At 61.3% G+C, this 25491-nt stretch carries 27 protein-coding genes; 8 read left to right on the top strand and 19 right to left on the bottom strand.

Going from position 1 to position 25491, the window contains the following annotated elements; genetic code table 11:
- The gene (locus BLT98_RS25705; protein WP_092613067.1) at positions 1–1140 is read left to right on the top strand and encodes an OmpA family protein; all 1140 of its coding nucleotides are present in this window, start codon (positions 1–3) and stop codon (positions 1138–1140) included.
- A gap of 67 nt (positions 1141–1207) precedes the next feature.
- On the opposite strand, the gene BLT98_RS25700 is transcribed toward BLT98_RS25705, so the two are convergent.
- From BLT98_RS25700 to tyrS, 11 genes are all read right to left on the bottom strand, one after another.
- Complete coding sequence (locus tag BLT98_RS25700) at positions 1208–1675, bottom strand: YaiI/YqxD family protein (protein WP_092613064.1); 468 nt, start codon at positions 1673–1675, stop codon at positions 1208–1210.
- 32 nt (positions 1676–1707) lie between these two features.
- Positions 1708–2763 (bottom strand): Holliday junction branch migration DNA helicase RuvB, encoded by a 1056-nt coding sequence (gene ruvB / locus BLT98_RS25695; protein WP_034749202.1) that lies wholly within the window; start codon positions 2761–2763, stop codon positions 1708–1710.
- A gap of 6 nt (positions 2764–2769) precedes the next feature.
- A complete protein-coding gene (ruvA, locus tag BLT98_RS25690; protein WP_034784779.1) occupies positions 2770–3348 on the bottom strand; it encodes a Holliday junction branch migration protein RuvA in 579 nt (192 codons plus the stop codon).
- A 42-nt stretch (positions 3349–3390) separates the two neighbouring features.
- Positions 3391–3930 carry a crossover junction endodeoxyribonuclease RuvC gene (gene ruvC / locus BLT98_RS25685; protein ID WP_034749205.1) on the bottom strand — a complete coding sequence of 180 codons (540 nt, stop codon included), beginning with the start codon at positions 3928–3930 and terminating at the stop codon, positions 3391–3393.
- Between the two features lie 190 nt (positions 3931–4120).
- A complete protein-coding gene (purH, locus tag BLT98_RS25680; RefSeq protein WP_034784775.1) occupies positions 4121–5707 on the bottom strand; it encodes a bifunctional phosphoribosylaminoimidazolecarboxamide formyltransferase/IMP cyclohydrolase in 1587 nt (528 codons plus the stop codon).
- Positions 5708–5803: 96 nt separating this feature from the next.
- The gene (locus BLT98_RS25675; protein ID WP_008445162.1) at positions 5804–6037 is read right to left on the bottom strand and encodes a helix-turn-helix domain-containing protein; all 234 of its coding nucleotides are present in this window, start codon (positions 6035–6037) and stop codon (positions 5804–5806) included.
- A gap of 191 nt (positions 6038–6228) precedes the next feature.
- Positions 6229–7281 (bottom strand): tRNA dihydrouridine synthase DusB, encoded by a 1053-nt coding sequence (gene dusB / locus BLT98_RS25670; RefSeq protein ID WP_071653278.1) that lies wholly within the window; start codon positions 7279–7281, stop codon positions 6229–6231.
- A 161-nt stretch (positions 7282–7442) separates the two neighbouring features.
- Positions 7443–8087, bottom strand: a complete 645-nt coding sequence (locus BLT98_RS25665) for a histidine phosphatase family protein (RefSeq protein WP_034784771.1) — start codon at positions 8085–8087, stop codon at positions 7443–7445.
- A gap of 3 nt (positions 8088–8090) precedes the next feature.
- Positions 8091–8735, bottom strand: a complete 645-nt coding sequence (locus tag BLT98_RS25660; protein WP_092612795.1) for a YbhB/YbcL family Raf kinase inhibitor-like protein — start codon at positions 8733–8735, stop codon at positions 8091–8093.
- Positions 8736–8761: 26 nt separating this feature from the next.
- Positions 8762–9211: a D-aminoacyl-tRNA deacylase gene (dtd, locus tag BLT98_RS25655; protein WP_092612792.1), complete on the bottom strand. Its 450-nt coding sequence runs from the start codon at positions 9209–9211 to the stop codon at positions 8762–8764.
- Positions 9208–10473: a tyrosine--tRNA ligase gene (gene tyrS, locus BLT98_RS25650; RefSeq protein ID WP_034784765.1), complete on the bottom strand. Its 1266-nt coding sequence runs from the start codon at positions 10471–10473 to the stop codon at positions 9208–9210. Before tyrS ends, dtd begins: the two co-directional genes overlap by 4 nt.
- Before the next feature lie 154 nt (positions 10474–10627).
- Between tyrS and BLT98_RS25645 the strand changes: the two genes are divergently transcribed.
- Both BLT98_RS25645 and BLT98_RS25640 read left to right on the top strand, forming a co-directional pair.
- Positions 10628–11995, top strand: coding sequence for a M23 family metallopeptidase (locus tag BLT98_RS25645; RefSeq protein ID WP_034784764.1), 1368 nt, complete (start codon positions 10628–10630; stop codon positions 11993–11995).
- A 142-nt stretch (positions 11996–12137) separates the two neighbouring features.
- Positions 12138–13229, top strand: coding sequence for an anhydro-N-acetylmuramic acid kinase (locus tag BLT98_RS25640; RefSeq protein WP_092613061.1), 1092 nt, complete (start codon positions 12138–12140; stop codon positions 13227–13229).
- Between the two features lie 65 nt (positions 13230–13294).
- Here the strand turns inward: BLT98_RS25640 and erpA are convergent, their stop codons facing one another.
- The 5 genes from erpA to rplM form a co-directional block, all read right to left on the bottom strand.
- Positions 13295–13657, bottom strand: a complete 363-nt coding sequence (gene erpA, locus BLT98_RS25635) for an iron-sulfur cluster insertion protein ErpA (protein ID WP_029496047.1) — start codon at positions 13655–13657, stop codon at positions 13295–13297.
- Between the two features lie 98 nt (positions 13658–13755).
- The gene (locus tag BLT98_RS25630; RefSeq protein WP_034785332.1) at positions 13756–14145 is read right to left on the bottom strand and encodes a bactofilin family protein; all 390 of its coding nucleotides are present in this window, start codon (positions 14143–14145) and stop codon (positions 13756–13758) included.
- A gap of 90 nt (positions 14146–14235) precedes the next feature.
- Positions 14236–15273, bottom strand: coding sequence for an N-acetyl-gamma-glutamyl-phosphate reductase (argC, locus tag BLT98_RS25625; protein ID WP_034784759.1), 1038 nt, complete (start codon positions 15271–15273; stop codon positions 14236–14238).
- Between the two features lie 180 nt (positions 15274–15453).
- Entirely contained in the window at positions 15454–15846 is a 393-nt protein-coding gene (rpsI, locus tag BLT98_RS25620) for a 30S ribosomal protein S9 (RefSeq protein WP_010393285.1), read from the bottom strand.
- Positions 15847–15855: 9 nt separating this feature from the next.
- Positions 15856–16284 carry a 50S ribosomal protein L13 gene (gene rplM, locus BLT98_RS25615; RefSeq protein ID WP_010393282.1) on the bottom strand — a complete coding sequence of 143 codons (429 nt, stop codon included), beginning with the start codon at positions 16282–16284 and terminating at the stop codon, positions 15856–15858.
- A gap of 225 nt (positions 16285–16509) precedes the next feature.
- Between rplM and BLT98_RS25610 the strand changes: the two genes are divergently transcribed.
- Positions 16510–16932: an OsmC family protein gene (locus tag BLT98_RS25610; protein ID WP_034749235.1), complete on the top strand. Its 423-nt coding sequence runs from the start codon at positions 16510–16512 to the stop codon at positions 16930–16932.
- A gap of 90 nt (positions 16933–17022) precedes the next feature.
- On the opposite strand, the gene coq7 is transcribed toward BLT98_RS25610, so the two are convergent.
- Both coq7 and BLT98_RS25600 read right to left on the bottom strand, forming a co-directional pair.
- The gene (gene coq7 / locus BLT98_RS25605) at positions 17023–17667 is read right to left on the bottom strand and encodes a 2-polyprenyl-3-methyl-6-methoxy-1,4-benzoquinone monooxygenase (RefSeq protein WP_092612787.1); all 645 of its coding nucleotides are present in this window, start codon (positions 17665–17667) and stop codon (positions 17023–17025) included.
- A gap of 85 nt (positions 17668–17752) precedes the next feature.
- A complete protein-coding gene (locus BLT98_RS25600) occupies positions 17753–18184 on the bottom strand; it encodes a hypothetical protein (protein WP_034784755.1) in 432 nt (143 codons plus the stop codon).
- Between the two features lie 148 nt (positions 18185–18332).
- Here BLT98_RS25600 and BLT98_RS25595 point away from each other — a divergent pair, with 148 nt between their 5' ends.
- The 4 genes from BLT98_RS25595 (at position 18333) to BLT98_RS25580 (ending at position 24965) form a co-directional block, all read left to right on the top strand.
- Positions 18333–19112, top strand: a complete 780-nt coding sequence (locus tag BLT98_RS25595; protein WP_070253857.1) for an ABC transporter ATP-binding protein — start codon at positions 18333–18335, stop codon at positions 19110–19112.
- A 3-nt stretch (positions 19113–19115) separates the two neighbouring features.
- Entirely contained in the window at positions 19116–20312 is a 1197-nt protein-coding gene (locus BLT98_RS25590) for an ABC transporter permease (protein WP_034784752.1), read from the top strand.
- 170 nt (positions 20313–20482) lie between these two features.
- Positions 20483–21376, top strand: coding sequence for an ABC transporter ATP-binding protein (locus BLT98_RS25585; RefSeq protein ID WP_034784750.1), 894 nt, complete (start codon positions 20483–20485; stop codon positions 21374–21376).
- A 10-nt stretch (positions 21377–21386) separates the two neighbouring features.
- Positions 21387–24965, top strand: coding sequence for an ABC transporter permease/M1 family aminopeptidase (locus BLT98_RS25580; RefSeq protein ID WP_092612784.1), 3579 nt, complete (start codon positions 21387–21389; stop codon positions 24963–24965).
- 52 nt (positions 24966–25017) lie between these two features.
- Here the strand turns inward: BLT98_RS25580 and BLT98_RS25575 are convergent, their stop codons facing one another.
- On the bottom strand, positions 25018–25401 hold the full coding sequence (locus tag BLT98_RS25575) for a hypothetical protein (protein ID WP_092612781.1): 384 nt from the start codon (positions 25399–25401) through the stop codon (positions 25018–25020).
- Between the last annotated feature and the right edge of the window lie 90 nt (positions 25402–25491).

Here is a 25491-nt window from a genome sequence, read left to right as displayed (position 1 = left end):
ATGACTATCGCACACACACTGGGCGCCCTGAGCGTCATGGCCGGCGCCTTGCTGGCGGCGCAATCGGCGCAGGCGCAGGACAACACTTTCATCAACCCGGACTGGGCCAACAGCGCCTGGTACATCGGCGCGGGCGTAGGCCAGTCGCGCGCCACCATCGACGAGCCGCGCCTGCGCGCCAGCCTGGCCGCCAACGGCGAAACCGTCACCGGCTTCAGCAAGGACCAGCGCGACACCGGCTATAAGCTGTTTGTCGGCCGCCAACTGAACCAGTATGTCGCCGTGGAAGCGGGCTACTTTGACCTGGGCAAGTTCGATTTCAAGTCGACCACCAGCGGCAACGGCGTGCTCAACGGACAAGCGGCGTTTCGCGGCGTGAACCTGGACCTGCTGGGCCAGCTGCCGCTGTCGCAGCGCCTGTCGTTGCTGGGCCGTGTCGGCATGCACTATACCAGGACCAACACGGAGTTCAGCGGTAACCGCCTGCTCGGTTCGACCAATACCCATGCCAGCGAGCGCAAACTCAATGCCAAGCTGGGCCTCGGCCTCGAATACAAGTTCAGCGAAGCGCTGGCCCTGCGCGGCGAAGTCGAACGTTATCGCCTGAACGATGCCGTCGGCAACCGCGGCGATGCGGACCTGTATTCCGTCAGCCTCGTGTATAAACTGGGCCGCCCGGCCAGCGCCACGCCCGCCTACCAGCCGGCGCCCGAAGTCGCCCCTGTCGTCGCCATGCCGGCACCTGTCATCGTGGCCGCACCGGCGCCTGTCCCCGTAGCGGAAAAAGTGTCGTTTGCCTCCGAAGCGCTGTTTGATTTCGATCAATCGACACTCAAGCCGCAAGGCAAGGCGGCGCTGGACCAGCTGCTCGGACAATTGACGGGCATGGATCTGGAAGTCATCGTCACGGTAGGCCATACGGATGCCGTCGGTTCCGACGCCTACAACCAGAAACTGTCGCAGCGCCGCGCCGAAGCCGTCAAGGCCTATCTGGTGGCGCAAGGCGTGGAAACGAGCCGCGTCTATACGGAAGGCAAGGGAGAAGCGCAACCGGTGGCCGACAACACGAGTGCCGCCGGCCGCGCCAAGAACCGCCGCGTGACGGTGGAAGTGGTAGGCACGCGCAAAGCTGCACGCTAAGTTACATGCACATAAAAAAACCGGCTTGCGCCGGTTTTTTTTCGTCCACGTTTTTTTCGTCCACCGCTTACTGCGCCGGGGCCGGCTTGCGGTGATGCTTGCTCAAATGCCGGTCCAGGCTATTGGCGAACTGCTGCCGGTCCGACTGGCTGAACGCGGCCGGGCCGCCCGTGTCGACGCCGCCGCTGCGCAATTCCTCCATGAAGGCGCGCATCGTCAGTTGCTGGGCGATATTGTCCTTCGTATAAAACTCGCCGCGCGGGTTCAGCGCAAAACCGCCCTTGGTCAGCACGTCGGCGGCCAGCGGGATGTCGCCCGTGATGACGAGGTCGCCGGGATTCAACAGGCGCACGATTTCCTGGTCGGCCACGTCCGCGCCGGACGGCACTTGCACGGTGCGGATAAAACGCGAGGGCGGCACGCGCAAGCCCTGGTTGGCGACCAGGGTGAGCGGCAATTCCAGGCGGTCGGCCACGCGATACAGGATTTCCTTGATGACGACGGGACACGCATCGGCGTCGATCCATATCTGCATGCCCGGCGTGGTCTGCTGGCTGCCTTCCACCATCACAGTTCCCACGCTTCGCCGCCCGGGCCCATGCGCGGGGCGCTGACGCCAAAGTGCAGGTAGGCGGCCGGCGTGGCGACGCGGCCACGGGGCGTGCGCTGCAGGAAACCTTGCTGTATCAGATACGGTTCCAGCACGTCTTCGATGGTATCGGCCGCTTCGCCAATGGCTGCCGCCAGATTCCCGATGCCGACGGGGCCGCCGCCGAACTTGAACAGCACGGCTTCGAGCAGCTTGCGGTCCATCACATCAAAGCCGGCGGAATCGACGTCGAGCATGGCCAGCGCGCGGTCGGCCACCACCTTGGTGATCTCGCCATTGCTTTTGACTTCCGCAAAATCGCGCACGCGGCGCAGCAGGCGGTTGGCGATGCGGGGCGTGCCGCGCGCGCGCTGGGCGATCTCGTGCGCGCCTTCCGGGTCGATCGGCGCTTTCAGCAAGGCCGCGCTGCGCGTAACGATCTTCGTCAATTCGCCCGTGTTATAAAACTCCAGGCGCGCGACGATGCCGAAGCGGTCGCGCAGCGGATTGGTCAGCATGCCGGCGCGCGTGGTGGCGCCCACCAATGTAAACGGTTGCAGATCGAGCTTTACGGAACGGGCGGCCGGGCCTTCGCCGATCATGATATCGATCTGATAATCCTCAAGCGCCGGATACAAAATCTCTTCCACGACGGGCGACAGCCGGTGGATTTCATCGATGAACAGGACGTCGTTCGCTTCCAGGTTCGTCAGGATCGCCGCCAGGTCGCCCGGGCGCTCCAGCACGGGGCCGGAGGTCTGGCGCAAATTGACGCCCATTTCGCGCGCGATGATGTGCGCCAGGGTCGTCTTGCCCAGGCCCGGCGGGCCGAACAGCAAGGTGTGGTCGAGCGCTTCCTTGCGCTGGCGCGCGGCCGTAATAAAAATTTCCAGCTGGTCGCGGATCTTTTCCTGCCCCACATACTCGTCGAGCTGCTTGGGGCGCAAGGCCCGTTCGATGGCCTCTTCGTTGTGCGAGATGGGGGCCGCGTCGATGATGCGCTGTTCCGTGAAGCTGTCGGTCTGGATGCTCATGCCTTATCAGCCTTTCGACAGCGCTTTCAGCGCCAGTTTGATGCCGTCCGACACGCCGCTGCCAGCCGGCACGTTTTTCACGGCGGCCAGCGCTTCCTTGTCCGAATAGCCGAGCGCGACTAGGGCATTCAAAATGTCCGATTGTGCATCCGGCGCCGCATGCGCGCCCAGCGGGCCAAGATCGGCACCGATCTTGCCCTTCAATTCCAGCAGCAGGCGCTCGGCCGTTTTCTTGCCGATGCCCGGCACTTTCACCAGGCGGCCGGAATCCTGCAGGGTAATGGCTTGCGCCAGGTCGGCTATCGTCATGCCCGAAAGGATCGACAAGGCCATGCGCGCGCCCACGCCCGTGATCTTGATCAACTGGCGGAACACGGCCCGCTCGGCCGCATTGCCGAAGCCAAACAACAGGTGCGCATCTTCGCGGATGGCCTGGTGCGTGAACAGCACGACTTTTTCGCCCACGTGGGGCAGGTTGTAAAACGTGCTCATCGGCACGTCGACTTCATAGCCGACGCCCTGGCAATCGACCAGCAATTGTGGCGGATTCTTTTCAAGCAAAATACCGGAGAGACGGCCTATCATCGCGTGTTCCTAATGTTGTGTATATATATGAGGGCCATGCAGCTATCCCACTAAACGGCCGCGCTTCATGCGCAGCCCCTGCAGCTGGGGCGCCAGCGCGCCGATCATGGCCAGCGCATCGATGCTGTTGGCGTGGCAAATGGCCACGCCCAGGGCATCGGCCGCATCCGTGCCGGGCAAGCCGGGCAAGGACAGCAGCCGCGACACCATTTCCTGCACCTGCTCCTTGGCCGCCTTGCCGTGGCCCGTGACAGCCTGCTTCACTTGCAGCGCCGTGTACTCGGCCACCGACAGGTCGGCATGGACGAGCGCGCAAATGGCCGCGCCGCGCGCCTGGCCCAGCAGCAAGGTCGATTGGGGATTGACGTTGACGAACACTTTCTCGATGGCCGCGCAATCGGGCTGGTAGGTGCCGACGATTTCGCTCACGCCCCGCAGGATGACCTTCAGGCGCGGCGGCAATTCCCCTTCGGAACCTGTCTTGACGGTACCCGAAGCGATATAGCGCAGCTTGTTGCCGTGTTTTTCAATGACCCCAAAGCCGGTCGTGCGCAGGCCAGGATCGATGCCAAGAATAATCATCGCCAGATTCTATAATGAATACGGCAGGCACCGGTGAATAACCGGTGCCTGCCGTTTAACCACCTTCAAAGAAGGTGGGATAAACCGTAGCGAGCGGCGATGCGGCGTGGCCGAGAAGCGCAACTGTGCTGTAGCACAGTGAGCATCGCAGGCCGCGCCCCGCGCCGCGCAGTAGGTTTAGACCGCCTTCTTAATGACGGAAGTGACGCGTGCCCGTGTAGAGCATCACGACGCCGCGCTCATCCGCCGCATCGATCACTTCCTGGTCGCGCATGGAGCCGCCCGGGTGGATGACGCAGGTTGCGCCCGCGTCGACGACAACGTCGAGGCCGTCGCGGAACGGGAAGAAGGCGTCCGACGCCACGACGGAGCCCGTCAGCGACAGGCCGGCGTTGTGCGCCTTGATGGAAGCGATGCGGGCCGAGTCGATACGGCTCATCTGGCCAGCGCCCACGCCCAGGGTCATGTTATTGCCGCAGAAGACGATGGCGTTCGACTTGACGAATTTCGCCACTTTCCAGGCGAACATCAGGTCGGCCAGTTGCTGCGGCGTTGGCTGCAGCTTGCTGACCACGCGCAAGTCGCCGATGCCGACGTTTTTCGCGTCCGGCGATTGCACCAGCAAGCCGCCACCGACGCGCTTGAAGTCCATGGCGTGCACGCCGCTGCCCAGCGGGATTTCCAGCATGCGCACGTTTTGCTTGCTCGACAGAATCTGTTTCGCTTCTGCGGAGAACGACGGGGCGATCAGCACTTCGACGAACAGCTTGGCGATTTCGCCGGCCGTGGCGCCATCCAGTTCGGTATTAAACGCGATGATGCCGCCGAATGCCGAGGTCGGGTCCGTCTGCAGGGCGCGCGCATACGCTTCCGCCGCATTCTTGCCCAGGGCGACGCCGCATGGATTCGCGTGCTTGACGATGACGCAGGCGGCGCTTTGCTCGAAACCGCCCATGCTCTTCACACATTCCCAGGCAGCATCGGCGTCGGCGATGTTGTTATACGACAATTCCTTGCCTTGCAGCTGGCGGTAGTTGGCCAGCGCACCATCGGTGGTGACCAGGTCGCGGTAGAAGGCGGCGCTCTGGTGCGGGTTTTCACCGTAGCGCATGTCTTGCACTTTTTCAAAGGCAACGTTGAGGATTTGCGGATAGGCGCCGCGCTCGGCGTGCACTTTCGTCGGACCCAGGCTGGTCAGGTAGTTGGTGATGGCGCCATCGTATTGCGCCGTGTGCGCAAAGACTTTTTTCGCCAGCATGAACTTGGTATCGTAGCTGACGTCGCCTGCCTTGCCGTCGGCCGCACGCATTTCCGCCAGCACCACGTCATAGTCGGTCGGGTCGCAGATGACAACCACGTCCTTGTGATTCTTGGCTGCCGAACGCAGCATGGTCGGGCCACCGATATCGATATTTTCGATCGCATCTTCCAGGGTGCAATCGGCCTTGGCGACCGTGCCCTGGAACGGGTACAGGTTGACCACCACCATGTCGATGGTCGGCATGTCGTGCTCGACCAGTTTCGACATGTGCTCAGGGAAATCGCGGCGCGCCAGGATACCGCCGTGCACTTTCGGGTGCAGTGTCTTCACACGGCCATCGAGCATCTCCGGGAAACCCGTGTAATCGGCAACTTCCGTGACGGGAACACCGTTGTCAGCCAGCAATTTGGCGGTGCCGCCCGTGGACAGGAGGTTGACGCCGAGGGCGGACAGGGCGCGGGCGAATTCGAGAACGCCGGTCTTGTCGGAAACGGAGAGGAGAGCTTGTTTGATCATGGCTGTGGCTAGGTGGTTAAGTGTTCTTGGCGAATGGCGCAGGCCCGGTGCCGGGCTGCGGCGGATTCAAATCTTGGCGTCACTTGCATGCCGGCATTACAGCAAACCGTGCTCCTGCAATTTCTTGCGCAGGGTATTGCGGTTGATGCCCAGCATCTGCGCGGCGTGCGACTGGTTGCCATCGGCGCGTGTCATCACGACTTCCAGGATGGGCTTTTCCACGGTCAGCACGACCATGTCATAGATATTCGATGCTTGCTGTTCGCCCAGGTCATTGAAGTAATCTTCTAGACTTTTCTGTACGACTTCCTGAATGCTTTCTTTGCTCATTTTTATGCTTCAACCGGCTGAACACCTGGCAATCCGGCGCCGCGCCGCCCATGCGGTCCGCGTGCTGCCCCCTTGCCTCGGTGTTGTAATTAATATTGCATGACGCTCTGTATAGGCGCTCGCCCTTGTACTGCTTATCACTCTTGCTTGTCACTATTGCTTATAACTTATATCACTGCCTTGCTATCTGCTCATGCTGCCGTGGCCACAGGTTTGATCACATCGATCAGGCCACTTTCACTGGATTCGGAGAGGCGGTATTGTAACCGTTCGCCAAATTTCCATTGCGACTCAAAAAATTGATCGACGGCCAGCAATTGCGCATCCGTCGATTCCAGCAAGTTCATTTGCTGGCGGAACGCTTCGCCGCCTTCCAGATCCTTGACATACCAGCCGATGTGCTTGCGTGCCGTGCGCACGCCGAGGAATTCGCCGTAAAATGCGTAATGGGCGCGTAAATGCTCGTCCATCAGGGTACGCACTTCATCCACGTACGGCGCCGGCAGCAAGGTACCGGTACGCAGGAAATGGTCGATTTCACGGCAAATCCACGGCCGGCCCTGCGCCGCGCGGCCGATCATGACGGCATCGGCGCCCGTTTGATCCAGCACAAAGCGGGCCTTTTCAGGGCTGGTAATGTCGCCGTTGGCCACCACGGGGATGCCCACCGATGCTTTCACGGCGGCAATCGTTTCATATTCGGCATCGCCCTTGTAGCCATCGGCGCGCGTGCGGCCGTGCAAAGTCAGCATCTGGATGCCGGCTTGCTCGGCGATGCGGGCGATGGTCAGGGCATTCTTGTTGGAACGGTTCCAGCCCGTGCGGAATTTCAGGGTGACGGGCACGTCGACGGCATTGACGACGGCGTGCAAGATCTTTTCGACGAGGCTTTCATCTTGCAACAGGGCCGAGCCGCACCAGCTATTGCACACTTTTTTGACGGGGCAACCCATGTTGATGTCGATAATCTGCGCGCCCCGGTCCACATTGAACTTGGCGCAGTCGGCCAGGTCTTGCGGATCGGCGCCGGCGATCTGCACGGCCTTCGGCTCCATTTCGCCTTCGTGGTCCGTGCGGCGCGAGCTTTTTTCCGTCGCCCACAGGCGCGGATTCGACGCCGCCATTTCCGACACGGCGTAGCCGGCACCCAACTGCTTGCACAACTGGCGGAAAGGCCGATCCGTCACACCCGCCATGGGAGCGACGAAAACGTTGTTGCGCAGAATGTGAGGGCCGATTTGCACTGAAGAACCTGGAATGGACGGAGGAACCTGCTATTTTAACCGATTCCCTGCCTAATTAATAAGCACTATTTTTTTGCTTCAGTGCGCTTGGGCGGGCGCCGCGCTTGTGCAGCACAGCAAAACAGGGGCTCGGCGAGCCCGTCCGCCGGTTTGCCCGGCTCTTAGCCCAGCTCGTCCATCGCGGGCGCGCTCAAGTGTTCGATATTTCCCCAATGCACCAAATGCAACTTACCGTCCGCGTAAGAAAAGCGGTTGACGCTGGCATTTTTGACCTGGAAGTCGCGCGGACTGTCGAGCGTCATGCCGACCGCCTCGCGGTAGGCGCATTCGAGCACGCCGCCGTGGGCGACGATGGCGATCGTCTGGCCGTCATATTTCCCGGCCCAGCGGGCGATGGCGCCGTTCGCGCGCGCATAGAACTGGCGGAAACTTTCGGCCTGGCGCTCGCCCGACGGCATCACGGCATCGATCTGGCGCGATTGCCATTGCGCATATTCGTGCGGATAGCGCGCGGCAATGTCCGCATACAGCAAGCCTTCGAAGGCGCCATAGCAGCGCTCGCGCAGCAAGGAATCCGTTTGCACGGGCAAATCTTTCACATCGGCCACGGCTTGCGCCGTCTGCTGCGCGCGCTGCAGATCGCTGGCGATGATGGCGGCCAGCGGTTCGTCCGCCAACGCCTGCCCCAGCGCCCCCGCTTGCGCCAGGCCCGCCTCGTTCAGGGCGATGTCGATATGGCCCTGCAGGCGGCGGCCCGCATTCCAGGCCGTCTCGCCATGGCGTATCAGTAAAATCGTGGTGCTCATGCGTTATTTCTTCAGGGTAAGTGCCAATTCGGGGTGAAGCGAATAGGCGACGACGAGCTGGGCTTCGTCGAGGATGTGGCCGTACAGGGCTGCATGGGCTTGCTGCCCCGTGAAACGCTCGGGCAGCGCCAAGCGCGGCACGTCGAGCGCGTACAGGCGAAAAATATAATGGTGGATGCGCTCGTCATTCCACGGCGGGCATGGGCCATCATAGCCGTAATAGTCCCCGGCCATGGCGGCATCGTCGGCAAACCAGGCCGTATAGTCGTTGAGGCCCTGGCGCAGTGGCAACGCACCGCCGCTGGCGGCAGGCTTGCCGCGCGGCGTGATGCCGCTGGAAAACTCACCGGCGGCAATAACCCGCATGGCCAGGGGAATATCAAGCAAGCTCCAGTGATAAAAGTCGCCGCGCGGCGCCGTCAGCCGCAGCGATTGGTCATCGCGGTTGGCCAGGCTGGCGTCTTGCGGCGCATCGGGGTCGATGCAGAACAGGGCCAGCGACTCGGTGCCGTTGGGCACCTCGTCCCAGGCCAGATGAGGATTGCGGTTGCCGGCGAGGCGCACGCGGCTGGCCGGATCGATCTCGGCAAAGGCATGGTCGGCCGGCATCAGGCCGCCATCACGAAACGTCTCGCTCCACAATTTCATCGCTTGCTCCTCTTTATATTTTTTAGTTATTGCTTTGCGTTTACTTGCAGCCAGAAGGTGACGGGCCCGTCGTTCGTCAGCGACACCTGCATGTCGGCGCCGAACTGTCCCGTTTGCACGGTCGCGTGACGGCTGCGCGCCTGGTTCACGAAATGCGTGAACAGGCGCAAGCCGTCCTGCGGCGCGGCCGCCGGCGTAAACGACGGGCGCGTGCCGGACTTGGTGTCGGCCGCCAGCGTAAACTGCGGCACCAGCAGCAAGCCGCCGGCCACGTCCGTCACGCTGCGGTTCATCTTGCCCGCCTCGTCGGCAAACACGCGATAGCCCAGCAGTTTTATAAGCAGGGCGTCCGCCTCCTTCTCCGTATCGCCCCGCTCCGCGCACACGAGCACCATCAGGCCGGCATCGATGGCGCCGATCGTGGCGCCGGCCACGTCGACCTTGGCCTGCGTAACGCGCTGCAGCAGCGCGATCATGCCGTCAAGGTGACGCGCGCAAAGCTGCGCTTGCCAACTTGCAACACAAACTGGCCAGCCGCCACTTGCAAGCCCTTGTCGCTGATGACGGTGCCGTCGATGCGCACGCCGCCCTGGTCGATCTTGCGCATGGCTTCCGACGTCGATGGGCACAGGCCCGCTTGCTTGAGCAATTGCGGGATGCCCAGCGGGGCGCCAGCCAAGGTCACTTCCGGGATATCGTCGGGGATGCCGCCCTTCGAGCGGTTGACGAAGTCGGCCAGCGCCTCTTCCGCCGCCTGCTGCGAGTGGAAGCGGGCAACGATCTCTTGCGCCAACGCAACTTTGGCATCGCGCGGATTGCGGCCTTCCTCGACTTCGCGCTTCAGCTGGGCCAATTCGGCGATCGAGCGCCACGACAGCAGCTCGTAGTAGCGCCACATCATGACGTCGGAAATGCTCATCAGCTTGGCGAACATGGTGTTGCCCGGTTCCGTGATGCCGATGTAGTTATTCTTCGACTTGGACATTTTTTCCACGCCGTCCAAACCTTCCAGCAGAGGCATGGTCAAAATACACTGCTGCTCCTGTCCGTACTGCTTTTGCAGTTCGCGGCCCACCAGCAGGTTGAACTTCTGGTCCGTGCCGCCCAGTTCCAGGTCCGACTTCAGGGCCACCGAGTCGTAACCCTGCATCAGCGGGTACAGGAATTCATGCACGGAAATAGGAATGCCACCCTGGAAGCGCTTGGTGAAATCGTCGCGCTCGATCATGCGCGCCACCGTGTAGTGGGAAGCGAGCTGGATGATGCCGCGCGCGCCCAGCGGATCGCACCACTCGGAGTTATAGCGGATTTCGGTCTTGCTGGCGTCCAGCACTAAAGATGCTTGCGCGAAATACGTCATCGCGTTAATCTCGATCTGTTCCTTGGTCAACGGCGGGCGCGTGACGTTGCGGCCCGAAGGGTCGCCGATCATGGACGTGAAGTCGCCGATGAGGAAAATGACTTGATGGCCGAGGTTTTGCAGCTGGCGCATCTTGTTCAGCACGACAGTGTGGCCCAGATGCAAGTCGGGTGCAGTCGGGTCCAGGCCCAGTTTGATGCGCAGCGGAACACCGGTTTTCTCGGAGCGGGCTAATTTTTGCGCAAATTCGCTTTCGATCAAGAGTTCGTCGACGCCACGCTTGGTAATCGCGAGGGCTTCTTGTACTCTGTCCGACAGCGGAAGCGCGGTCTGAGCGGCGTTAGCCTTTGTAGGCGATGCGGTGGTGTTGATTTCCATAAAATTTGACTGTAGATCTCAAAATGGTAGTAGGTTTGCGGAGTTTGCTATAATGCTCGATCCCATCAATCTTGCCGTATGAAAACGAACCAAAATAACAATAACAAAGAGCATTAGTTCAGGTCACGTTCAAGGGCAAATTTTAACTGATTGCATGAACCCTATACATAAAATCACAGGCTCACGCTTGTACACACAGCTGACGACGACACGCAAGGCACGCATTATCGGTGCCTCCGCAGTGCTGCTCGCCGTGGCCGCCTTCGGCGCGGTCGCTGTGTCGCCCATGGCGCCCGACGCATCGGACTTGCCGGTCACGTCCATCGCCCAGAACCTGGAAATGCCTGATCTCGCCTCGCAAATTTCCGCGATGGAACAGGTAGACCAGAATTTCACCCACGAAGAAAAAGTCCGCGCTGGCGATACCCTCGCCACCCTGCTGACCCGTCTCGGCGTGGATGATGCGGCGGCCGCCAATTTCATTAAAACCGACAAGATCGCGCGCGGCGTGATGTTGCTGAAATCGGGCAAGCGCGTGCAAGCGCAAACGTCCGAAAACGGCGACCTCAACTGGATGCGCGCCACGCTCGTCGACGGCACGGACAAATCGGTCAAGAACATCCTGATCACCCGCAAGGGCGACAAGTTCGTGGCCACGGAAGTAGCTGCCCAGCTGGAACGCCGCGTTGAAATGCACGCGCGCAAGATTACTTCCACCCTGTTCGCCGCCACCGACTCCAGCCTGGACGGCACCCGCCTGCCAGATTCGATTTCCGCGCAAATCGTGGAAATGTTCTCCACCAATATCGACTTCCGCTCCGACCTGAAACGCGGTGACTCGTTTAATGTTGTCTACGAAACATTCTGGCAAGATGGCGAATTTGTCCGAGCGGGCCGCATCCTGGCCGGTGAATTCACCAACCGCGGCACGACTTACCAGTCCGTTTGGTTCGAAGACCCAGCCAGCAAGCAAGGCGGCGGTTACTACAGTTTCGACGGCAAGTCCCTCAAAAAAGCCTTCCTGAAATCCCCCCTCGAATTCTCCCGCATCTCGTCCGGCTTCTCCATGCGCGTGCACCCGATTTCCGGCAACTGGAAAGCGCACAAGGGCATCGATTTCGCTGCAGCAACGGGCACCCCTATCCGCGCTTCGGGCGATGGCGTGGTTGATTCCGTCGGCAGCCAAAACGGCTATGGTAATGTTGTTGTCCTGAAACACTGGGCCAACTATTCCACCGCCTACGCACACATGAGCCGCTTCGCTTCGGGCCTGAAAAAAGGTCAAAAAGTCAGCCAGGGCGATGTGATCGGCTACGTCGGCACCACCGGCTGGTCGACGGGCGCCCATTTGCACTATGAATTCCGCGTCGGCGGCGTGGCACAGGATCCAAGCAAGCTGAACGTACAAGCCCAGGCGCCGTTGACGGCCGCCGAGCTGAGCCGTTTCCGCATGGTGTCGGCTGACATGATGCACCGCTTCACTCTGCTGCGTCCGAACGACACGGCACTGGCTGCGCGCTAAGCAACACTGCCTTCGGGCAACATATAAAGAAAGGCACCGCCCATGCAAATGGCCGGTGCCTTTGTTTTTCCCCGTGCGCTTCTGCGGCCGGCACAAATGCGGCACAATGCACCTCACCACTTACGCATTCAAGGAATACCCCATGCTGTATATCGGTTTAATGTCAGGCACCAGTCTCGATGGCGTCGACGGTGCGCTGGTCGACTTTTCCGACGAGGGCACGCGCAGCCTGGGCGACGCGTACATTCCCTTTCCCGCCAGCCTGCGCGCCGACCTGATGGCGCTGCAAAGTGCGGGCCAGAATGAAATCGAACGCGAAGCGCTGGCGGCAAACCGACTCGTGCGTCATTACGCCGATTGCGTCGCCATGCTTCTCAGCAACGCGGGTATCGGCCCGGACGCCATCGCTGCCATCGGCGCGCATGGCCAGACCATCCGCCACCGCCCGGAGCTGGGCTTTACGCGTCAGCTGAACAACCCGGCCCTGCTGGCCGAACTGACGGGCATCGACGTCATCGCCGACTTGCGCAGCCGCGACGTGGCGGCCGGCGGCCAGGGTGCGCCGCTGGTGCCGGCCTTTCACCAGGCCATCTTCAATCTGCCGGGCCACACGCGCGTGCTGGCCAATATCGGCGGCATCAGCAATATCAGCGTGCTGCATGCGGATGGCACGGTGACGGGCTACGACACGGGTCCCGGCAATGCGCTGATGGATGGCTGGGTCTTGCGGCACCTGGGCCAGTCCTACGACGCCAACGGCGCCTGGGCCGCCACGGGCCAGGTCATCCCTGCACTGCTGGCGGATTTGCTCGACGAGCCCTATTTTGACTTGCCGGCGCCGAAAAGCACGGGACGCGACCTGTTCCATGCCGACTGGCTGGGCGCCAAGCTGGCCAGCTATCCGCAAGCCAAGCCAGCCGACGTGCAGGCGACCCTGACGCAGCTGACGGCCGCCAGCCTGGCGCACGCCATCGGGCGCGACGGCGCACGGGCGGAAACCGTGTATGTGTGTGGCGGCGGCGCGCAGAACGCCAGCCTGATGGCGGCTCTGGCCACCGAATTGCCGGGCATGGCGGTGGCATCGACGGCAGCACTGGGCGTGGCGCCCAGCCAGGTCGAGGCGCTGGCCTTTGCCTGGCTAGCCTGGCGTTTCACGCAGCGCAAGCCGGGTAACTTGCCGGCCGTGACGGGTGCGCAGGGGTTACGGGTACTGGGGGCGCTATACCCTCGCTAAGCGGTCGCAGAAACACAAATAGCGGATCGAAGATCCGCTATTTTCTTGCTTGCCCAGTTTAGTGCTTAAACGGAGAAAGACGAACCGCAACCGCAGGTGGACGTCGCAGTTGGGTTTTTGATCACGAACTGCGCGCCTTCCAGGTCATCCTTGTAGTCGATTTCCGCGCCGACCAGGTACTGGTAGCTCATGGAGTCGATCAACAGCTGGACGCCGTTCTTGACCATGGTGGTGTCATCTTCGTTGACGATTTCATCGAAGGTGAAGCCATACTGGAAACCGGAGCAGCCGCCACCCTGCACGAATACGCGCAATTTCAGGTCGGGATTGCCTTCTTCTTCGATCAGCTGCGCGACTTTTTCGGCGGCGCTATCGGTAAAGATAATAGGGGAAGGGATCACATCTTGCATTTCAGCGACGGCATTCATATCAGGCACTCCTACTAGAAAACATTAAGTCATTATAGACTGTTGGCGCAACTCGCGCTGCGGCCGCCGCTGATGCGGCTGGACGGTGTTGTTCCTGCTCACATTTCCGATACGGCCAGGTGCAGCACGGGGTCGGCGCTGTCGTGGCGACTCAGCTTGCCTTGCACCAATGCGCCGCTGTGCATTTCCAGCACTTTGTAATAGACCTCTCCTACAATGCGGGCTTTTGGCTGGATTTCAAGCATTTCCGACACATACACGGGGCCATTGATCTCGCCGCTGACGACCAGGCTCGAACAGCGCACTTCGCCATCGATGCGGCCCGCCTCGCCCAGCACCACATACGTGGGCTCGCCCGGCTCGCCCGTGACGTTGCCGCGCACATGGCCATCGATGCGCAAGCCGCCGCAAAACAGCAGGTCGCCCTCGATCCGCGTGGATGCGCCGATCAGGGTGTCGATGGGGTTTTTCGCATTGCGCTCGAACATGAACGTCATCCTGTCGGGGTACGTGGCAGTCCAATTTATCACAGGTCCGGCAAAAAGGCGCCGGACCCGCGCAAGCAGCGGCGCCGATAATTACGGCAGCAGGGCGATGTGTTGCAAACCGGCCGTTTCTTTCAAGCCAAACATCAAGTTCATGCACTGCACGGCCTGACCCGACGCGCCCTTGACCAGATTGTCCTGCACCACCAGCACGATGACGGTATTGCCGCCTTCGGGACGGTGCAAGGCCAGGCGCAGCATGTTCGAACCGCGCGTAGAGCGGGTTTCCGGGTGCGCGCCGAACGGCATCACGTCGACGAAAGGCTCATCCTTGTATTGCTCTTCGAACAAGGATTGCAATTCTTCATTGCTGACATCCTTGTTCAGCTGCGCGTACAGGGTCGAATGCATGCCGCGGATCATCGGTACCAGGTGTGGCGTGAAGGTCAGCGCCACTTTCTCATCCGTGAAACGCTGCAATTGCGCCGTCGTTTCCGGCAGGTGGCGGTGGCCGGCCACGCCATAGGCCTTGAAGCTGTCGCTGCTTTCCGAGAACAGGATGCCGATTTCCGCCTTGCGGCCGGCGCCCGACACGCCCGACTTGCAGTCGGCGATCAAGCCGCCCGCGTTGACCAGGCCAGCCTTGAGCAGCGGGTAAAAACCCAGCTGCATGGTGGTCGGGTAGCAACCGGGGTTGGCGATCAGCTTCGCTTGCTTGATGTCTTCGCGGTTCAGTTCCGGCAAGCCATACACGGCCTGTTCGATCAGCTCGGGGGCCGTATGGGGAATCTTGTACCACTGTTCGAACTTGGCCTGGTCTTTCAGGCGGAAATCGGCGGCCAGGTCGATCACTTTCACGCCGGCGGCCAGCAAGGCTGGTGCCTGCGCCATGGCAACGCCATGCGGGGTGGCAAAGAAGACCACGTCGCACTGTTCCAGATTAGCCTTGTCCGGCGAGGAAAACGCCAGTTTCACATGGCCGCGCAGGGAAGGATACATGTCAGCAACGGGCAAGCCATCTTCCTTGCGCGAAGTAATCGCCGTCAACTCGACATCTGGATGGGTAGCGAGCAAGCGCAGCAACTCCACGCCCGTGTATCCAGTGCCGCCGACGATGCCAACTTTGATCATGTTCTTTCCTTGTGTATAGATTGCATAAGATTGCATAAAAGAAGAGGGGAAACGCTCCCCCTGCGGGTTTTCGCGTATTTTACAGCGCAACGGCGCATCCCGCTGAAATGCAAAAAAGCCGCGGGACCGAAGTCCAGCGGCTTTTCGACCAGCACCCCGGAAGGTGCTGTAGCGTAGAAATTAACGCTTCGAGAATTGCTTTGCGCGACGTGCTTTGCGCAGACCAACTTTTTTACGCTCGACTTCACGTGCATCGCGGGTAACGAAGCCGGCTTTAGCCAGTTCCGGTTTCAACGCTGCATCGTAGTCGATCAGAGCGCGGGTGATGCCGTGACGAACTGCACCAGCCTGGCCCGACTCACCGCCGCCATGGACGTTGACTTTGATGTCGAAACGCTCGACATTGCCGGTCAGTTCCAGTGGTTGACGGATGACCATCAGACCCGTTTCGCGCGAAAAGTATTCGTTTGCTGGTTTGCCGTTAACAACGATCAAGCCTGTGCCAACTTTGATAAAAACCCGAGCCACTGCACTTTTGCGACGGCCGGTTCCATAATTGTAATTACCGATCATGTCAGTTCCTTAGAGAACAAGTGCTTTAGGTTGCTGAGCAGCGTGCGGATGGGAACCTTCCGCGTACACTTTCAGCTTCTTGATCATTGCGTAGCCGAGTGGGCCTTTAGGCAGCATGCCTTTGACCGCTTTCTCAAGCGCGCGACCTGGAAAACGCTGTTGCATTTTCTGGAAGTTGGTTTCGTAGATGCCGCCTGGATAGCCAGAGTGACGGTAGTAAATTTTCTCAGTAGCTTTGGTACCGGTCACACGCAGTTTGCCTGCGTTGATGACGACGATGAAGTCGCCGGTATCGACGTGAGGAGTAAATTCTGGTTTGTGTTTGCCGCGCAGTCGGAGTGCCACTTCGCTGGCAACACGTCCGAGGACTTTGTCCGTCGCGTCAACCACGAACCAATCGCGCTGGACTTCATGTCCTTTAGCGGAAAATGTTTTCATGTTGACTTCCTAATAGATTACACGCTCAAATGGTGGTTCCGCCGATGCTGCCGTGCGGACTCTGCCTTATTTACTTTTCCTGAGCGAACGGAAAGCCGACAAGTATAAGCGGCTTTGCCTTGCCGCGTCAAGCCGCAATCGAGGCCGGCTGCGGGCCGGCGGGCGGCACATGGACAGGCATTCCTCTATTACAATACAAAACGCTTACAATTTTCGGAGAGTACGATGGAATGCAAAGTCAGCTGGAATGGCCCGTCGGGCATGAGTTTTCGGGCAGAAACGGGTTCCGGCCACCTGGTGACCATGGATGGCGCGCCCGATGGCGGCGGCCACAACCTGGCGCCACGCCCCATGGAAATGGTCTTGCTGGGCACGGGCGGCTGCACCGCCTATGACGTGGTGCTGATCCTGAAACGCGGGCGCGAAGCCGTCAGCGGCTGCGAAGTGACCCTGAAGGCCGACCGCGCCGATACAGACCCGAAAGTATTTACCAAGATCCACTTCCACTTCACCGTGCGGGGCAAGGCCCTGAAACCGACGGCCGTGGAACGGGCCGTGGCCTTGTCGCATGACAAATACTGCTCGGCGTCGATCATGCTGGCGAAGACGGCAGAGATTACCCATTCCTTCGAGATTATCGAAGAGTAGGTCGGATTAGCGCGCCAGCGCGTAATCCGACAACACCAGTAACGTCAACAATATGTCGGATTACGCGCGGCATTGCCGCGCTAATCCGACCTACAAGTAATACGCCGTCTTCGTCATGACCTTCCCCATGATGCCCATCAGCGCCTTCACGGGCGCCGGGGTATCGATGGCGCCCAGCCGCTGGGCGGCGGCGCCGTGCTCCACTTCGTCGATGGCCATCTGCTTGACGATGGCGCGCGACTTGGCGTCCTGCGGCGGCAATTCTTCCAGGTGACTGGCCAGGTGCGCTTCCACCTGGCGTTCCGTTTCCACCACAAAACCCAGGCTGCGGCCGTCGCCCATGCGCGCGGCGATGGTGCCCAGCGCAAACGAACCCGCATACCACAGGGGGTTGAGCAGGCTCAGACGCGAACCCAGCTCCGTCAGGCGCTGCGCCGTCCAGGCCAGGTGGTCTTCCTCTTCGCGTCCCGCTTCGTCGAACTGGGCGCGGATGGCCGGGCTGTGCGCATAGCGCGCCTGCGAGTTGTACAGGGCTTGTGCGCACACTTCGCCCACATGGTTGACGCGCATCAAGCCGGCACTGTGGCGCTGCTCGGCCGGGCTCAGCTCCGCATCGGGCGCATGCGCGGCCGGCGTGGGACGCGAGGCCGAGGCCACGCCCGCCATGACGCGCAGGGCCTTGTCGGCGCCAACAATCAAACGATCCAGGGGGGCAAAATGGCGGTTCGCGGTCATCGTGGCTATTCATGTAAGGGAAAACATGAATTATAGGACGATCAAGGCCAGCCGTCCCCACGCTGCGCGCAGGGTGAACGGGGCTTTATTGACTTGTGCGCGCTTTTTCCTGCTCGATCCAGTCCACCACGGGGCCGACGGCATCCAGGCCGGACAGGCTTTTCGCCACGCCCAGGTTCAGTGAAATCAGGAAAGAAATGCTGTCGACGGGGATGTCCGGGCAGTATTCGGCAAACGCGGCGCGAAAACGCTCCGATTGCAGCACGCGCAAGACTTTCTCGCCGCTCATGAATTGCAGCACGCTGGCGATGCTGTGCCCGCCACCTATCGAGTGGTAGATAAACCGGTTGTACTTCGCGTCGATCTGCTTGAAATCGAGGGTTTCCTCCGTCATCAGGCCGGCCAGGTAGTACAGCCCCAGGCTGACGCGGAAGAAACCGATGGCTTCGGCACTGGTCATGCCGGCGCGCGCCACGGCCAGTACCTTGTCCTGCATCGCCTGATCGATCGTTTGCATTGCGCTCTCCCGCGCCGTCCGCCGGCGCCCACCGGGCCAGCTTGCATGAAGATGCTGTTTTTTTCAATAGACCAAACGATATTTCCACCTTGCAAGTTACATTTTTTGCATGCTACTCTCGTTCTTCACCGTCGAATGGATGAAGCACATGATTGAAGTCAAGCACCTGGCAAAACGTTTTCGCCTGCCGCCCCATAAGGGCAAGGGCGTGCACGTCAGCGATCCGCGCGAACATGAAGGCTGGTTTCACGCCGTACGCGACGTCAGTTTCAGCTGCGCCCCCGGCGAAGTGCTGGGCCTGCTGGGCCCGAATGGCGCCGGCAAGACCACTACCCTGCGCCTGCTGTCGACGGCCTTGCAAGCGGACGCGGGCAGCGCCCTCGTCAACGGCGTCGACGTGCTGCGCCAGCCGCTGGTGGCGCGCCAGAGCATCGGCTTCCTGTCCGGCTCGACGGGGCTGTACGGCCGCCTGACGGCGCGCGAAAACGTGGAATATTTCGGCCGCCTGCATGGCATGCCGGCCGACAAGCTGAAACGCCGCTGCGACGAACTGTTTGCACTTCTGCAGATGGAGGAATACGGCGGCAAGCGGGCCGATCAGTTGTCGACAGGCATGAAACAGAAGTGCGCGATCGCCCGCACCGTTGTCCACGAGCCGCAGGTGGTGATCCTCGACGAACCGACGACGGGCCTGGACGTGATGTCGGCCAAGATCCTGCTCGACTTCATCGCCAGCTACAAGGCGCTGCGCGTGCCGTTGATCTTTTCCACGCACCACCTGCACGAGGTGGAAAAGCTGTGCGACCGCGTCTGCATCATCAACCGCGGCACCACCGCCTTCAATGGTACGGTCAACGAACTGCGCCACCTGGGCGGCAGCGCGGACTTGTACGACGCCTTTGTCAGCGTCATCAACCAGGGAGCCTGAGCCATGTGGACCATTTATCTGAAAGAGTTGCTGGAACTCACGCGCGACCGCAAGACGCTGATCTTCACCATCCTGATCCCCATCTTTGCCATGCCGCTGATCTTTGGCGGCTTCGCCTATGTCTCGAACAATATGTTCAAGAATGCCAAGACGGCGGAAATGCGCTACACGCTGTTCGGCAAGGACCATTCGCCGGGCTTGAGCGCGCGTTTTACCCAGCAGCACAACCTGCGCGAAGTGCCGCTGGCCAGCGAGGGCGACATCCGCCGCGCCATCGGCGACGACACCATCAAGTTTGCCGTCGTCATTCCGCCCCGGTTCGAGGAGGCGCTGCAGCAACAGCAACAAGCCAAGGTGGTGCTGCACTACAACAGCGCCAGCACCGTCGACGTGACCCAGCAGCGGGTGCGCGAGATCGTCGAAACCTACAACGCCAGCCTGCGCGAAGGGACGCTGTCGGCCCTGAACCTGAGTCCGGCCCAACTGGCCTTTGCCCTCAATCCTATCGTGCTCGACAAGCAATCGACGGCCAACGAACGCGAGCAGATGGGCGCCATCGTCGGCGGCATGCTGCCCTATCTGCTGCTGATGGTGTGCCTGACGGCGGCCATGTACCCGGCCATCGACCTGGGCGCCGGCGAAAAGGAGCGTGGCACCCTGGAAACCCTGCTGCTGGCGCCCGTGCCGCGCAGCGCCATCGTGCTGGCCAAGTTCCTCGTGCTGTTTACGGTCGGCATGACCTCGGCCGTGCTGATGGTGGGCAGCATGGGCGCCCTGCTGGCCATCTTCGGCAGTTCGCTGGAAGGCAACATGGCCGTCATGGTGCGCAGCATCGGCTTGCCCGACCTGGCCATGGTGACCTTGATGCTGGTGCCGACCGCCGCCATCTTCGCCTCGCTGCTGCTGTCGATCTCGATCTACGCGAAAAGCTACAAGGAAGCGGCCGGCATGATCACGCCATTGATGCTGTTCGTCATCCTGCCCACTGTGGCGGCGATGCTGCCCGGCGTCGAGCTGAACTGGATGTGGGCCATGGTGCCGCTGACCAATGTGTCGCTGGCCATGAAGGAACTGGTCAAGGGCACCATGGATTACCGCATGTTCGGCGTGATTCTGGCCTCGACCACGGTGATCGCGGGCGCCCTGCTGATGCTGTGCCGCTGGTGGTTCAACCGGGAATCCGTATTGTTCCGCAACTAGACACGCCAGCCAGGGTGAAGCGGGGTGCCGTCCACCCCGCCCATCTGCACTCTGGCCACGCGAAAATGCCGTGTATCGCATGTAACTGCCCAGTACGTCTTAAATTCAATACAATGCCAGCATAGAGAAGCCCTGCACCATCGGGCTGCAACGCATGAGTTAGGAGTTGTATGGAATTGCAGATTCGCAAATTGTCGAAGACCTACGCGAATGGCGTGGCGGCGCTGGATAACGTGTCGCTGACGATACCGCCCGGGATGTTTGGCTTGCTGGGCCCGAATGGCGCCGGCAAGTCGACCCTGATGCGCACCCTGGCCACCTTGCAGGAATGCGATTCCGGCTCCATCTTCTTCGGCGACTACGACGTGCTCGACGACAAGGACGAGATCCGCCGCATGCTGGGCTACCTGCCGCAAGACTTCGGCCTGTACCCGAAAGTGACGGCCTACGAGCTGCTCGACCACTTCGCCACCCTGAAAGGCTTGTCGCAGCGGGCGCGCCGGCGCGAGGTCGTCGATGGCCTGCTGCAGCAGACCAATCTGTTCGACGTGCGCCACCAGCGCCTGGGCAGCTTTTCCGGCGGCATGCGCCAGCGCTTCGGCATCGCGCAAGCCCTGCTGGGCGACCCGAAACTGATCATCGTCGACGAACCGACGGCCGGCCTCGACCCGCAGGAAAGAGTCCGCTTCCATAATCTGCTGTCCGACATCGGCGAAGACAAGACGGTGATCCTGTCGACCCACATCGTGTCCGACGTGGCCGACCTGTGCGCCAACATGGCCATCATCAACAAGGGCCATTTGCTGCTGTGCGGCAAGACCCAGGAACTGATCGACGAAGTCAGCTGCAAGATCTGGGCGCGTTTCGTCGAGAAGAAGGAGCTGGCCAGCTTCCAGCAGCGCCACGCCGTCATTTCCACGCGCTTGCTGTCGGGCCGCACCTTAATCCACGTCTACAGCGACGACGACCCGGGCGACGGCTTCGAGGAAGCCATCGGCGACCTGGAAGACCTGTATTTCGCCACCATTGCGGGGCGCCACCGCGTCGCCCCGCAGTGCGACTGAGGGGACGGCCATGCTTGCCATCGCCCGCTTTGAAGCGCGACAGCGGCTCAAGCTGCTGTCCACCTGGGTGTATTTCGCCATGTTTCTGGCGCTGGCCATGCTGTGGATGGCTGCCGCCGGCGGCGTCTTCAAGGAAGCGAGCATCAGTTTCGGCGGCAAGTTCCTGATCAACGCGCCCCGCTCGCTGGCGTTCACGTGCAGTCTGCTGGGCTGCTTCGGCGCCGTGGTGGTAGCCGCCATGATGGGCCGCTCGGTGCAGCAGGATTTCGAATACGGCATGCAGCATTTCTTCTTCAGCGCGCCGATCAGGAAATACCAGTACGTTTTCGGCCGCTTCCTCGGCGCCTACCTGGTGCTGGCCGTGGTGTTTTCCAGCATCGTCATCGGTGCCTGGCTGGGCGCCTGGCTGCCCGGCATCGATCCGGAACGGCTGGGGCCGCAACGGGCGCTGGCCTACCTGATGCCGTATGTGTTTACGCTGCTGCCCAACCTGTTCATCTTCGGCGCCATCTTCTTCGTCATCGCGGCCCTGACGCGGCGCATGCTGCCTGTATACATCAGCTCGGTGGTCATGCTGATCGGCTACCTGGTGGCGCCGTCGCTGGCACGCGACCTCGACTACAAGACCCTGGCCGCCCTGATCGATCCTTTCGGCACGACGGCGCTGATACGCCTGACGGAATACTGGCCAAACGCGGAGCGCAACACGCGCCTGGTGACCCTGGAAGGCGTGTACCTGCTGAACCGCGCCATCTGGTCCGGCCTCGCCCTGGTGGCATTGCTGCTCGGCTACTGGCGCTTCCAGTTCCACGCCACGACGGACGCGGGCGCCGGCAAGCGCCGCAGCGAGGGCGACGTCCCGCTGCGCCTGTCGAACGCTTCGCTGTCCACGCAGGAAACACCGGACTTCGCGCAGCGCAGCCTGGCCGCCCTGCTCGTCAAGATGAGCTGGCTGAACTTGCGCGAAACCATCAAGAACATCTATTTTGTCGTCATCGTGCTGGCCGGCGTGCTGACCATGTATGCGGGCGCGCTGGACATGGGCTCCATCTACGGCACGAATACCTATCCGGTGACGGAAAAGGTGCTGGACATGGTCAACGCTTCGTTCGCCCTGTTCATGCTGATCATTACCACCTTCTACGCGGGCGAGCTGGTATGGCGCGAACGGGAAGCGGGCACGTATCAGATGCTCGACGCCCTGCCCGTGCCGAACTGGCTGCCCCTGCTGTCGAAACTGTTTGCGCTGGTCGGCCTGCAAGCACTGCTGAGCCTGGTCATCATGCTGTGCGGCATGTCGATCCAGGTCTTCAAGGGCTATTACCGCCTCGACCCCGGCCTGTACCTGGAATCGCTGTTCCTGTCGCACTTGCCGTCCTACGCGCTGATCGCCGTGCTGGCCATCTTTTTGCAGGTATTGATCAACCACAAGTACCTGGCGTATTTCGCCATGATTCTGTACCACATCGCCAGCATCAGCTTTTCCTCGCTGGGCCTGGGCGACCCGCTGCTGCTGTATGGCAACACGCCGGACTTCGTGTATTCGGCCATGAACGGCGCCGGCCACTATCTGTTGCGCGAGCGCTGGTACTTGCTGTATTGGAGCGGTGCGGCCGTCATGCTGACGGTGCTGTCCCTGCTGTTCTGGCCCCGCGGCGCGCAGGATAGCTGGCGCATCCGTCTGCGCCTGGCGCGCCATGGCCTGACGCACGGCGTACTGGCCAGCTTTGCCGGCGGCGCCCTGCTCTTCCTCGGCACCGGCACGGTGCTGTTCTACGTCTTCCACGTGGCCAACGATTACAAGTCCGAATTCGCCCGCGATGCGGACCGCGCCAGTGTCGAGCGCCAGTACCGCAAGTTTGCCGCCACGCCGCAGCCGAGAATCACCGACGTGAAACTCGATGTGGCCATCTATCCGGCGCAGCGCACCCTCGCCGTCACGGGCCGCTATGTGCTGCAAAACAAGACCAGCCTGCCGATCAGCCACATTTTTGTGCAGCAAGACCCGACCTCCACCATGCGCCTGCGTTTTGACGCGCGTGTGCATCCCGGCCTCGATGATGGCAAGCTGGGCTTCTACAGCTACCGCCTGGCCGCGCCACTGGCGCCGGGCGCTACCCTGGGCCTCGATTTCGACGTCCGCTATGCGCCGCGCGGCATCTTCGGCCTGGGCCAGGACACGCCCGTGGTCGCCAACGGCACCTTCTTCACGAATGCCGTGCTGCCGCACATCGGCTACCAGGCGCAGCAGGAATTGACGGACCCGCGCGACCGCAAGAAACACGGCTTGCCCGCGCGCGAACGGGCCTTGCCGCGCGACGATGCGAAGGGATTGGCCGACAATTACGTCAGCAACGATGCCGACCGCATCAACTTCGACGCCACCGTCAGCACCGTCGACGGCCAGACGGCCATCGCGCCGGGCATGCTGGACAACGACTGGATCGCCAAGGGCCGCCATTACTTCCACTACACGATGGAGCAGCCGATCCTGAATTTCTACGCATTCCAGTCGGCCCGCTACGCCGTCAGGCACGAGCGCTGGCAAGACGTGGCCATCGACGTGTATTACCACCCGGGCCATGAATACAATCTGGACCGCTTCGTGCGCGGCAGCAAGGAAGCGCTCGAGTACTACACGAAAAACTTCGGCTCTTATCAGCACAAGATCCTGCGCATCGTCGAGTTCCCCCGCTACGCCACGTTTGCGCAATCGTTCCCGAACACGATACCGTACTCGGAAGGGCTGGGCTTCATTGCCAAGGTGGATGACAAGAACCCGAAAGATATCGATTATCCGTTCTACGTCACGGCGCATGAGGTGGCGCATCAGTGGTGGGCGCATCAATTGGTGGGCGGCAATACGCGCGGCGCTACCGTGCTCAGCGAAACCCTGGCCGAATATTCGGCCCTGATGGTGATGAAGAAAACCGTGGGGCCGGCCAAGATGCGCCGCTTCCTGCGCTATGACCTGAATCAATACCTGATGGGGCGCAGCGAAGAGCGCAAGAAGGAATTGCCGCTGGCCGAGAATGAAAACCAGGCGTATATCCACTACAACAAGGGCAGCCTGGCCATGTACTTGCTGCAAGACATCATCGGCGAAGACAAGGTCAACGGCGTGCTGCGCGACTTGCTCAAGACCTATGGCCAGAAAGGCCCGCCGTATGCGAGCGTGACAGCCCTGATTGCCGGCTTGCGCCAGGTCGCGCCGCCCGAGCAGGCTTACCTGATCGACGACCTGTTCGAGAAAATCGTGCTGTTCGACAACCGCGCCCTGTCGGCCACGGCCACGAAACGCAGCGACGGCAAGTACGCCGTCACCATCAAGGTGCAGGCGAGCAAATTGACGGCCGGCGAACAGGGCGAGGAACACGACGCGCCCCTGCACGACTGGATCGAGATCGGCGTCGACGACGCGAATGGCCATCCGCTGCTGCGCGAACGCCTGCGCATGACGAAGCGCGAAGCGAGCTATACCGTCATCGTCGGCAGCCGCCCCGACAAGGCGGGCATCGATCCCGACAACAAGCTGATCGACCGCAAGCCGGACGACAATATGGTCACCGTCGACATCGCCGAAGCATGACAAAAAATGGCCACCCAGAACAGGTGGCCATTTTTTAAGTGTCAGGCGCTCATCAGGCTGCGGCGGAACGCGTTACCAGACTCAGGCTGATGCCCATTTCCGTCAGGTGCTGCATGTCGGCCAGCGAGAGGTCGAGCGGCGCATCGAGCGTATCGTCGCCATTCAACTCCAGTTGCAGTTCGGCCACGATGCGCGGCATGGTGAACGTGACGCCGCGCGAGCGGCATTCGGCCAGGTAGCTGCGTATGCGCGAGGGCAACACTTGCGATTTGGATGCCTGCGCGATCAGCACCTCGAAGCCGGAATCGAGGTGCACGCGGCCCGCGCCCTTCGCCTCGCCCTTGCGCCATTGCCGTTCCGGATCGGTGGGCAAGACTTCAAGGATGGATTTGAGCGTGGGGTCGTCCCCATGCACCGACAGCTTCGCCATATTCATATTGCAAGACTTTCTAGTCAGGGCGCCGCCAGGAAGACGGCGCGATCATCAGACCGACAAGTCTACGCATGGGCGGCAAATATGTCCATA

The organism is Janthinobacterium sp. YR213, assembly GCF_900099875.1.
Lineage (GTDB): Bacteria > Pseudomonadota > Gammaproteobacteria > Burkholderiales > Burkholderiaceae_D > Janthinobacterium > Janthinobacterium lividum.
This window is presented reverse-complemented; position numbering and strand designations above follow the sequence as displayed.